Source organism: Agrobacterium vitis (genome assembly GCF_013426735.1).
Lineage (GTDB): Bacteria > Pseudomonadota > Alphaproteobacteria > Rhizobiales > Rhizobiaceae > Allorhizobium > Allorhizobium vitis_D.
Window position 1 is genome coordinate 90,220 of sequence record NZ_AP023273.1, and the last position, 10,680, is coordinate 100,899.

Consider the following 10,680-nt stretch of genomic DNA (forward strand, 5'->3'; position numbering starts at 1 on the left):
ACTCGATAAAATCAGCATACGATGACGTGCCACCAAAACGCACGCAACACAGTCACAACAATAAGGGGAATGTCATGACAGACAAGCAGACGACAAATTGGACCGGCGCTGACGATGCCATGGTGGAAAATGCCATTCGCCGTGGTGCCACCCGCCGGGAACTGATGCAGATGATGCTAGCTGGTGGCGTTGCCCTCACCGCCGCCGGCTCCATCATGGGGCGCGCCTCAAGCGCGCTCGCCGCGACGCCGGTCAAGGGCGGATCTTTGAAAGCCGCCGGCTATTCTGCGTCCAATGCCGATACGCTGGACCCGGCCAAGGCCTCGCTTTCCACCGACTATGTGCGCTGCTGCGCGCTCTATAACCGTTTGACCATTCTCGATAAAACCGGCGCTCCGCAGATGGAGCTGGCAGAATCGGTTGAAAGCAAAGACGCTCAGGTCTGGACGATCAAGCTGAAAAGCGGCGTGACCTTCCACGACGGCAAGACGCTGACCGCAGACGACGTGGTCTATTCGCTGAAGCGCCATCTCGATCCGGCCACCGGCTCCAAGGTTGCCAAGATTGCCGCCCAGATGACCGGCATCAAGGCCGTAGACAAGCAGACCGTAGAAATCTCGCTCTCGCATGCCAATGCCGACATGCCGTCCATTCTCGCCATCCATCAGTTCATGATCGTTGCCGATGGCACCACGGATTTCTCCAAGGGCAATGGCACCGGTGCCTTCGTTCTCGAAAAATTCGAGCCCGGCGTCCGCTCGATCATGAAGCGCAATGGCAATTACTGGAAAGCTGGCGGCCCAAATGTCGACAGTTTCGAATTCTTCGCGATCAGCGAGGACAATGCCCGTGTCAACGCGCTCCTGTCGGGTGACATCCAGCTGGCTGCCTCCATCAATCCGCGCTCCATGCGTCTGGTCGATACCCAGGACGGCTTCGTGCTGTCGAAGACGACATCGGGCAATTACACCAATCTCAACATGCGCATGGACATGGCGCCGGGCAACAAGAAAGATTTCATCGATGGCATGAAGCTGATCGTTAACAGGGAACAGATCGTCAAATCCGCATTGCGTGGGCTGGGCGAAGTCGGCAACGACCAGCCGCTGTCATCGGCAAGCTTCTATCACAATGCCGATCTGAAGCCGAAGGCCTTCGATCCCGACAAGGCGAAATTCCATTTCCAGAAGGCGGGCGTGCTTGGCCAGTCCATCCCGGTTATCGCATCAGAAGCCGCAAGCTCTTCGATAGACATGGCGATGATTATCCAGGCATCGGCGGCAGAAATCGGCATGAAGCTCGACGTGCAGCGCGTACCCTCCGATGGTTATTGGGACAAATACTGGCTGAAGGCACCGGTCCATTTCGGCAATATCAATCCGCGTCCGACGCCGGACATCCTGTTTTCGCTGCTTTACTCTTCCGACGCGCCGTGGAACGAAAGCCAGTACAAGTCGCCGAAATTCGACAAGATGCTGCTTGAGGCCCGTGGCCTGCTGGACCAGGCCAAGCGCAAGGAAATCTATGGCGAGATGCAGGTGATGATCGCAGAGGAAGCCGGAACAGTGATCCCGGCCTATATTTCCAACGTCGATGCTATCACGGCCAAGCTGAAAGGGCTCGAATCCAGCCCGCTGGGTGGCATGATGGGCTATGCCTTCGCCGAATATGTCTGGCTGGAAGCCTGATACCAGTTCGGCAGACCCTCTACGAGCGGGCCTTGGCAAATGACTTTGGATCGATGCGTGCTTTATCCAACGCATCGCGGCAAAGCCGTTTGCCAGCCTGGCGGCATATGATGGCGGTCAACTGCATTCCGATCACACGAAGTGATTGCCGAAGATTGATCGCCCTAACCAAGCTGGAGCATGTGCGTGAACGCCCGAGCCTTTTCCCTTGTTGTCAACAGGCTGATGATCGCCCTGATCACCTTGATCATCGTGTCGCTGGCCGTTTTCATGGCGACTGCGCTGTTGCCAGGCGATACGGCGACCATGCTGCTTGGTCAGGCCGCGACACCTGAAGCCGTCGAGGGCCTGCGCCAGGCCATGCACCTCAACGATCCCGCAATCCTGCGGTTCCTGCGTTGGGCAACGGGCTTGCTGCAAGGCGATCTCGGCACGTCCTACGCCAATAACATGCCGATTGCCGAGCTGATTTCCGGCCGTCTGGTCAATTCCATGAAGCTTGCCGGCATCACTGCCCTCCTGGCCGTTCCCATCGCACTAACGCTGGGTATTACTTCGGCCATGCTACGCGGCTCCCTCTATGACCGCTGCGTCACCGTGGTGACCATTGGGGTGATTTCCGTGCCCGAATTCATGATTGCCACCTCCGCCGTTCTGCTGTTTGCGGTCTATCTGAAATGGCTACCGGCGCTGTCCTTTGCCAATGAGGTTCATAGTTTTGTTGGCCTGTTGCGCGTTTATGCCATGCCCGTCATCACGCTAACGTTCGGCGTTTCGGCCCAGATGATCCGCATGACCCGGGCAGCGGTGATCGAAACGCTCGATACGCCCTATGTCGAAATGGCATTGCTGAAAGGCGCCTCGCGCCGCCGTATCGTGCTGCGCCATGCGCTGCCCAATGCGCTGGGGCCAATCGTCAATGCCATGGCGCTATCGCTGTCCTATCTGATCGGCGGGGTCATTATCGTCGAGACGATCTTCAACTATCCCGGCATTGCCAAGCTGATGGTCGATGCCGTCGCCACCCGCGACCTGCCGCTGATCCAGAGCTGCGCGATGATCTTCTGCGTCGGCTATCTCGTGTTGATCACCATTGCCGATATCGTTTCCATTCTGTCCAATCCGAGGCTGCGATGACTATGACGCCACTAAACGGGACGCCATCAACAGCACCAATCGCTCACAGACGGCGGTCATTCGGCTATCGCATCAATGCCGTTGGCATTGCCGGCCTCACCGTCATCAGCGCTTGGGCGCTGGTGGCGATATTCGCGCCCATGCTCATCCCGCATCCGGTCGGTGAGATCGTCGATTTCGACTATTTCGGGCCGATGAGTAACACGCTCTGGCTGGGCTCCGATTATCTCGGTAGGGACATGCTGTCGCGCATCATCATGGGTGCGCGCTACACGGTCGGCATTTCACTGGCCGCCGTTACCATTGCCTGCTTTTCCGGCGTCGTGCTCGGCATGATCGCCGCCGTCGCCGGTGGCTGGATCGATACCGTGCTCAGCCGCTTTCTCGATGCGATGAACTCCATTCCCAGCAAGCTCTTCGGTCTGGTGGTGGTCGCTGCCGTCGGATCGTCGATCCCGGTTCTGGTCATGACCCTGTCGGTGATCTACACGCCCGGCGCCTATCGCTTTGCCCGCGCCCTTGCCGTCAACATCAATGCCATGGATTTCATCAGCGTCGCACGCATCCGGGGCGAGACTATTTTCTACATCATCCGCTCTGAAATCCTGCCGAATATTACCGGGCCAGTGCTGGCGGATTTTGGGCTGCGCTTTGTCTTCATCGTGTTGCTGCTCTCAGGGCTTTCCTTCCTGGGCCTCGGTGTCCAGCCGCCCAATGCCGATTGGGGCGCATTGGTGCGTGAAAATATCGGCGGCCTGCCCTTTGCGGCACCAGCGGTGATTTTCCCGTCGCTGGCCATTGCCAGCCTGACGATCAGCGTCAACATGCTGATCGATAATCTTCCCCGCAAGATCCGCGACAGGAGTGCATGATGGCAAACCTCGTGGAAATCCGCGACCTGAAGGTCCAGGCCACCACCGATTCCGGCCGCAAGGTCGAGATTATCAAGGGCGTCAGTCTGGATATCGCCGAAGGCGAAATCGTTGCCTTGATCGGCGAGAGCGGATCTGGAAAAACCACCATCGCCTTGACGCTGATGGGCCATACCCGCCCCGGATGCCGTATAACCGGCGGCACGATCAGTGTCGCGGGCAAGGATATGGCCGCACTTTCCGAGCGCAATCGCGCCGGTATTCGCGGAACCGATGTCGCTTATGTGCCGCAATCGGCGGCGGCGGCTTTCAATCCGGCCATCCGGATCATGGACCAAGTGATTGAGGTCACCCGCATTCACGACCTGATGTCAAAGGAGGAAGCCCGCGCCCGCGCCGTGGCGCTGTTTAAAGCACTGTCCCTCCCCAATCCCGAAACGATCGGCACACGCTATCCACATCAGGTCTCCGGCGGACAGTTGCAGCGTCTGTCAGCGGCCATGGCGCTGATCGGCGACCCGAAGCTGGTGATTTTCGACGAGCCGACCACGGCGCTTGACGTGACGACGCAGATCGAAGTGCTGCGCGCCTTCAAGTCAGTGATGCGCAAGGACGGCATTTCCGGGGTCTATGTCTCCCATGATCTGGCCGTCGTTGCCCAGATTGCCGACAGGATCGTCGTGCTCAAGGGCGGTGAAGTGCAGGAAACCGGCACCACCGCCGAGCTGCTGGCCCATGCGCAACATCCCTATACCCGTGAACTTCTGTCTGCCTTTGAACCCAAGCCCCGCACAACACCGCTTGCCGAAGACAAGAGCCTCAAGCCCCTGCTGGAAATCGAAAACCTGATTGCTGGCTATGGTGATCTGCAAGCGGATGGCCTGCCCCTCGTTCAGGCAGTGCAGTCCGTCAACCTCACGGTGCGTAATGGCCGCAACCTCGGCATTATCGGCGAATCCGGCTGCGGTAAATCCACCCTGGCGCGTAGCATTGCCGGCCTCCTGCCATTGGCGGCAGGCCATGTCATTTTCAATGGCCATGAACTGGGCCGCCATGCCCGCGACCGCACCCGCAATCAGTTGCGTGAAATGCAGATCGTCTTCCAATCCGCCGATACCGCCCTGAACCCGGCGAAATCCATCGAGGACATCCTTGGCCGTCCGCTGACCTTTTACCATGGCATGAAGGGCAAGGCGCGCGATGCGCGCATCAACCAATTGCTTGACATGGTCCATCTGCCGCAATCGCTGCGCCAGCGCCGCCCCTCGGAATTGTCCGGCGGTCAGAAACAGCGGGTCAATTTCGCCCGTGCACTGGCGGCGGAACCAAAGCTGATCCTGTGCGACGAAATCACCTCCGCACTCGACACCGTGGTCGCCGCCGCCGTCATCGAGCTTTTGAAGGAATTGCAGCGCGAGCTGGGCCTGTCCTATATTTTCATCAGCCACGATCTTTCGGTGGTGGAAGCGATCTGCGACGAGATCGTGGTAATGTATGCGGGCAAAAAGGTCGAGCAGATCTCACCGCAACAGCTTGCCGCTCCGCAACATCCCTATTCGAAACTGCTGTTTTCGTCAGTTCCGAAACTCGACCCGACCTGGCTCGATACGCTGCAACAGGACCCGGAACTGGTCAGGACCTACCGCATCAATCCGTAATGCCTGGATTTCCAGGTTTTAGTCCCTGCCAGCCGTGTGTTGCGTCAATGTGCTGCTGGCATCGCCGACAATTTCGACATGGCGATAGGCAGCTTCGGCGGCAGCAGTCTTTTCACCGCGCAGGATGGCATTGACGATGGCCTCATGCTCCTGAAAAGACAGTGACAAGCGGCCCGTCAAGCGAAACTGGGCGCGGCGAAACGGTGCCAACCGCGACCGGGTTTGGGTTACCAGTTCCAGAATATGCTGGTTATGGGCGCCCTGATAGATCCGGTTATGAAACTCGGTATTATAAGCGGAATAATCCTCGGTCAGCCCCGCCTGCACGATGCGGATTGAATCGCGGTGCATCCGTTCCAGCGCCCGACGCTCCTCCAGCGTCATGCGCTCTGCCGCCAGCCTGGCGCAGACAGCTTCAAGCTCCGCCATTGCCTCGAACATCGAGGTCAGAAACCCGCCGGTGACGTTGGTGACAACAGCGCTCTTGTTCGGCTTACGCTCCACCAGCCCCATCGCACACAATTGCCGCAGCGCCTCGCGCACCGGCGTACGCGACACCTCAAACCGCGTGGCAAGCGATCCTTCATCCAGCTTATCATCCGGCTGCAAATCACCGACGATAATCAGATCGGCAATGGCGCGTACCAGCTGTTCGACCGTATTGCCGGCACGAACAAGTTCGCGCACCCTCGGCTGATTCATTGAGATTTCCCAGTTTTATTATGGTTTGTATGCAGTTTTAAAAATCGTTTGTTTTGGCAAATTAACCCACAGCTCGACTGATATCAAAGCACGATTTTCACAAAAATACACAACTTTCCTGCGAGGTCAGGGACTTTTCCCTGAAAGATCTAGCAAATTTAATAGTCTCGCTCAAAAAATATTCATTTGGATTTTAAAAGTGCATACAGATGCACCGGCAGCAACCAGATAGGGCCAAAAAGCTCCTTTCAGGCGTGACTTTCAGATCTGGCATGGTGATTGCATACACTTTCTCAAATCATCCGCACCGGACGAGAGCCCGGAACAAAACAGGGGAACCCACCGATGACCAGATCGCCTTCCTTTACCCGCCGTCATTTCCTGCAAACCTCCGCCCTTGGTGCCGCTGCCGCCATTGCCGCTCCCGGCATGCTGCGTTCAGCGCAGGCTGCCGATCTCACCGTCGGCTTCATCTATGTCGGGCCGAAGGATGATTATGGCTACAACCAGGCCCATGCCGAGGGCGCTGCCGTGGTCAAGGCCTTGTCCGGCGTGACGGTGGTCGAAGAGGAGAATGTGCCTGAGACCGTCGATGTCCAGAAAACCATGGAATCGATGATCAATCTGGATGGTGCCAGCCTACTGTTCCCCACCTCTTTCGGCTATTTCGATCCCCACATGCTGGCAGTGGCGCAGAAATATCCTGACGTGCAGTTTCGCCATTGTGGCGGCCTCTGGCAAAAGGGCAAGAACCCGGACAATACCGGCTCCTATTTCGGCTACATCTTCCAGGGCCAATATCTGAACGGCATTGCCGCCGCCTATGCGACCAAATCGAAGAAGATCGGCTTCGTCGCTGCCAAGCCCATTCCTCAGGTGGTGCAGAATATCAATGCCTTCCTGCTCGGTGCCCGCTCCGTCGATCCGGCCATCACCTGCCAAGTGATTTTCACAGGCGAATGGTCGCTGGCCGTCAAGGAGGCCGAGGCCACCAATGCGCTGGTTGACCAGGGCGTCGATGTCATCACCTGCCATGTCGATAGCCCGAAGGTCGTGGTGCAGACTGCTGCTGGTCGCGGCGCTTTCGTCTGCGGCTATCATGCCAACCAGAGCCCGCTTGCGCCCGAAAAATACCTGACGGGCGCAGAATGGGCCTGGGGCAATGTCTATACCGATTTCGTCAAGAAGGCGCAGGCGGGTGAAAAACTCGGCAATTTCGTGCGCGGCGGGCTGAAGGACGGTTTCGTCAAGATGAGCCCGCTTGGCCCCGGCGTCTCCGTTGAGGCTCGCACCAAGTTTGAAGCCACGCTTGCCACCATGAAGGCGGGCGGCTTCTCGGTCTTCAAGGGTGGCCAGAAGGACAACAAGGGCAATACCGTCATCCCTTCGGGCAAGGACTATGCCGAAGACGCCATCGAACTGGAAAGCATGAACTACCTCGTCGAAGGCGTCATGGGGTCGATGGGCTGAACCAATGGAGGCGCGGGCCATGATCACGACACCTGAGAGCCGGACACACCTGCCGCCTGGCTTGCAGCCCAAGTCTGCGGGGCGTCACGCACTGCGTCCGGTGGTGGAATGGCTAGCCCGCCGCACTGAACCAGTGGCCATCACTCTGCTGGCCGTGCTGATCGGGCTTGGCCTGTTCAGCCTGTTCATCACCGCAATCGGCAAATCGCCGCTGCAACTGTTCCAGCTGATGTTTGCGGGCGGCTTCGGCTCGTGGTTTTCGCTGCAAAATGCCCTTAGCCGGGCCGCCCCGCTGCTGCTGACCGCACTTTGCGTAGCAGTTCCGGCCCGGCTTGGGCTCACAATCATCGGCGCGGAGGGCGCGCTGGTGCTGGGCGGTCTGGCGGCAGCGGCCATCGCCGTTCCGCTGGCTCCGGGCTTCAGTCCCCCCGCTCTTTGGCTGATCATGGGGCTTTGCGCCATGCTGGCGGGCGGTGTGTGGATCGGCTTTGCCGGAGCGCTGAAACATTATCGCGGCGTCAATGAAACCATATCCTCGCTGCTGCTGGCCTATATCGCCATCGCACTGATGAACCACCTGATCGAAGGGCCGCTGCGCGATCCGGCCAGCCTCAACAAGCCCTCGACCCTGCCCCTGCCTGCCGCCGACATGATCGGCAAGATCCCCGGCATGGATGTGCATTGGGGCTTGGCGGTCGGCGTCATCGCCTGCATCCTCTCCTATATCGTTATCGAATGGACCAGCATCGGTTTTGCGGCCCGGATCGCGGGTGGCAATATGCGCGCCGCCCAAATCCAAGGCTTGCCGGTTGGCCGGTTGATCGTCGGCTTCACCGCGCTGGCAGGCGGTTTTGCAGGCCTTGCCGGAATGATCGAAGTTGCCGCCGTGCAGGGCAGCGCCAATGGCGCGCTGGTGGCGGGCTATGGCTATACCGGAATTCTCGTCGCCTTCCTCGCCCGGCAAAATCCGCTGGCGATCATTCCCGTCGCGATCTTTCTCGGCGGCATCACCGCCTCCGGCGGGTTGATCCAGCGCCGCATGGGCCTGCCCGATGCCACCGTGCTGGTGCTTCAAGGTACGCTGTTCGTAGTCATCCTGTTTTGCGAAACGCTGTATGGCCGGTTCAGCGTCTTTAATCCTGAGCTTTGGAAGCAGCCAGACGCCGCGAAAGGAGCCCAATGATGGACGAAAGCGCACTTGGCCTCTGGGGCGTGCCGCTGGCGATATTGGCGGGTGCCATCCGCGTCTCCACCCCCTTCATCTTCGTCAGCCTCGGCGAAACCCTGACGGAGCGGTCGGGCCGCATCAATCTGGGCCTTGAAGGCACATTGGTGTTTGGCGCCATGGCCGCCTATGCCGTGGCTGTCATGACAGGTTCACCCTGGGCTGGCGTCGTTGCGGCCATGGTGGCCGGATCGCTGTTTGGCCTGCTGCATGGCTTTATCTGCAAGTTTCCAAAGGTCAATGACATCGCCATCGGCATTGGCATGATGCAGTTCGGGCTGGGCCTCGCCTTCTTCTTCGGCAAGCCGTTCATCCAGCCGGTCGCCCCGAAACTGCCGGTGATTTCCCTCGGCTTCTGGTCGCATCTGCCGCAGATCCAGGCGGCGCTGACCATCAACATCCTGTTCGTCATCGGCCTTGTGCTGGCGCTTTTCCTATGGTGGGGGCTGAAGAATACCCGTATCGGCCTGATCCTGCGGGTGGTCGGCGACAGTTCGGACGCCGCCCGCGCCATGGGCATCAACCCGGACACCGTGCGCCTGCTGGCAACCATGGCAGGCGGAGCGCTGGCGGCGGTGGGCGGTGCCTATCTGTCGCTGTTTTATCCCGGCTCCTGGAACGAGCGGATTTCGTCCGGCCAAGGCCTGATGGCGGTGGCACTGGTGATTTTCGCCCGCTGGAACCCACTCGGCTGCGTGCTGGCCTCCCTGCTGTTTGGCGGGGCTGGCGCGCTCGGTCCGGCTTTGCAATCGGTGGGCGTCAGCGAGGGCTATTATCTGTTTTACGCCGCACCTTATGTGCTGACCCTGATCATTCTCATCATCACATCGTCACCGACACGGGCGCTGTCCGGCGCACCGGCGGCGCTTTCCTTGACGAAATAAAGCACAGGAGGTTCCCATGAACGGATTGGGCGGATTGAACAAATCGGAACACGGCGTCGGCATTGGACTCGTGCAGCTACAACTTCCCGTCACCGTGACGCCGGAAGATCTGGCCCGCCAGACCCAGGTGATCGTCGATCTGGTCGGCAAAGCCCGGCGCAATCAGCCGGGCATGGATCTGGTGGTGTTTCCCGAATATGCCCTGCACGGCCTGTCGATGGACATCAACCCCGAGATCATGTGCCGGATGGATGGCCCTGAAGTAGCCGCCTTCAAGGCTGCCTGCAAACAGAACCGCATTTGGGGCTGTTTCTCGATCATGGAATACAATCCCGGTGGCATGCCCTATAATTCCGGTATTATCATCGATGATACCGGCGCGCTGAAGCTCTATTACCGCAAGATGCATCCGTGGGTGCCGGTCGAGCCATGGGAGCCGGGCGATCTCGGCATTCCCGTCATCGACGGGCCGAAGGGCGCCAAGCTGGCGCTGATTATCTGCCACGACGGCATGTTCCCGGAAATGGCGCGGGAATGCGCCTATAAGGGCGCCGAAATCATGATCCGCACGGCGGGCTATACCGCACCGATCCGCGAATCCTGGCGCTTCACCAACCAGTCCAACGCTTTCTGCAATCTGATGGTCACAGCCAATGTCTGCATGTGCGGTTCCGATGGCACATTCGATAGCATGGGCGAAGGGATGATCTGCAATTTCGATGGCTCGATCATCGCCCATGGCACATCAGGCCGCGTCAACGAGATCATCACCGCCGAAGTCCGGCCCGATCTGGTGCGTGAGGCGCGGCTGGGCTGGGGTGTGGAAAACAACATCTACCAGCTGGGCCATCGCGGCTATGTCGCGGTTGCCGGTGGGGCGCAGGACGCGCCCTATACCTATATGCACGACCTGGCAGCAGGCCGCTATCGCTTGCCCTGGGAAGACGAGGTGAAGATCACCGACGGCACAGCCTGCGGCTTTGAAAAACCCACTCGCCTTTACGGCAAGCCTGCCAAATCCGCCGCCGAATAGGAGCCATCATC

General features: G+C 59.2%; 9 protein-coding genes. 8 read left to right on the forward strand and 1 reads right to left on the reverse strand.

The genetic code is table 11. The features are described 5' to 3' along the window. Positions 1–74: 74 nt before the first annotated feature. The 4 genes from H1Y61_RS17935 to H1Y61_RS17950 all read left to right on the forward strand — a co-directional run bounded on the left by H1Y61_RS17935 (position 75) and on the right by H1Y61_RS17950 (position 5,355). Positions 75–1,688, forward strand: coding sequence for an ABC transporter substrate-binding protein (locus H1Y61_RS17935; protein WP_180574916.1), 1,614 nt, complete (start codon positions 75–77; stop codon positions 1,686–1,688). A 180-nt stretch (positions 1,689–1,868) separates the two neighbouring features. Next, positions 1,869–2,825 carry an ABC transporter permease gene (locus H1Y61_RS17940; protein ID WP_180217022.1) on the forward strand — a complete coding sequence of 319 codons (957 nt, stop codon included), beginning with the start codon at positions 1,869–1,871 and terminating at the stop codon, positions 2,823–2,825. A 2-nt stretch (positions 2,826–2,827) separates the two neighbouring features. Next, the gene (locus H1Y61_RS17945; protein ID WP_409363999.1) at positions 2,828–3,697 is read left to right on the forward strand and encodes an ABC transporter permease; all 870 of its coding nucleotides are present in this window, start codon (positions 2,828–2,830) and stop codon (positions 3,695–3,697) included. Continuing rightward, positions 3,697–5,355, forward strand: a complete 1,659-nt coding sequence (locus tag H1Y61_RS17950; protein ID WP_180574918.1) for an ABC transporter ATP-binding protein — start codon at positions 3,697–3,699, stop codon at positions 5,353–5,355. Before H1Y61_RS17945 ends, H1Y61_RS17950 begins: the two co-directional genes overlap by 1 nt. Positions 5,356–5,373: 18 nt before the next feature. Here the strand turns inward: H1Y61_RS17950 and H1Y61_RS17955 are convergent, their stop codons facing one another. Then, a complete protein-coding gene (locus H1Y61_RS17955; protein ID WP_180574919.1) occupies positions 5,374–6,057 on the reverse strand; it encodes a GntR family transcriptional regulator in 684 nt (227 codons plus the stop codon). Between the two features lie 345 nt (positions 6,058–6,402). Between H1Y61_RS17955 and H1Y61_RS17960 the strand changes: the two genes are divergently transcribed. The 4 genes from H1Y61_RS17960 to H1Y61_RS17975 are packed head-to-tail and all read left to right on the forward strand — an operon-like array spanning position 6,403 to position 10,669. After that, entirely contained in the window at positions 6,403–7,527 is a 1,125-nt protein-coding gene (locus H1Y61_RS17960) for a BMP family ABC transporter substrate-binding protein (protein ID WP_180574920.1), read from the forward strand. Between the two features lie 19 nt (positions 7,528–7,546). Beyond that, the gene (locus H1Y61_RS17965) at positions 7,547–8,710 is read left to right on the forward strand and encodes an ABC transporter permease (RefSeq protein ID WP_235680929.1); all 1,164 of its coding nucleotides are present in this window, start codon (positions 7,547–7,549) and stop codon (positions 8,708–8,710) included. After that, positions 8,710–9,636, forward strand: coding sequence for an ABC transporter permease (locus H1Y61_RS17970; protein WP_180575195.1), 927 nt, complete (start codon positions 8,710–8,712; stop codon positions 9,634–9,636). Before H1Y61_RS17965 ends, H1Y61_RS17970 begins: the two co-directional genes overlap by 1 nt. 16 nt (positions 9,637–9,652) lie before the next feature. Beyond that, the gene (locus tag H1Y61_RS17975; RefSeq protein WP_180574921.1) at positions 9,653–10,669 is read left to right on the forward strand and encodes a formamidase; all 1,017 of its coding nucleotides are present in this window, start codon (positions 9,653–9,655) and stop codon (positions 10,667–10,669) included. Positions 10,670–10,680: the final 11 nt, after the last annotated feature.

Coding starts and splice junctions, on each gene's coding strand:
- H1Y61_RS17935 (WP_180574916.1), top strand. CDS start 75: ATGACAGACAAGCAGACGACAAATTGGACCGGCGCTGACGATGCCATG.
- H1Y61_RS17940 (WP_180217022.1), top strand. CDS start 1,869: ATGTGCGTGAACGCCCGAGCCTTTTCCCTTGTTGTCAACAGGCTGATG.
- H1Y61_RS17945 (WP_409363999.1), top strand. CDS start 2,828: ATGACGCCACTAAACGGGACGCCATCAACAGCACCAATCGCTCACAGA.
- H1Y61_RS17950 (WP_180574918.1), top strand. CDS start 3,697: ATGGCAAACCTCGTGGAAATCCGCGACCTGAAGGTCCAGGCCACCACC.
- H1Y61_RS17955 (WP_180574919.1), bottom strand. CDS start 6,057: ATGAATCAGCCGAGGGTGCGCGAACTTGTTCGTGCCGGCAATACGGTC.
- H1Y61_RS17960 (WP_180574920.1), top strand. CDS start 6,403: ATGACCAGATCGCCTTCCTTTACCCGCCGTCATTTCCTGCAAACCTCC.
- H1Y61_RS17965 (WP_235680929.1), top strand. CDS start 7,547: ATGATCACGACACCTGAGAGCCGGACACACCTGCCGCCTGGCTTGCAG.
- H1Y61_RS17970 (WP_180575195.1), top strand. CDS start 8,710: ATGGACGAAAGCGCACTTGGCCTCTGGGGCGTGCCGCTGGCGATATTG.
- H1Y61_RS17975 (WP_180574921.1), top strand. CDS start 9,653: ATGAACGGATTGGGCGGATTGAACAAATCGGAACACGGCGTCGGCATT.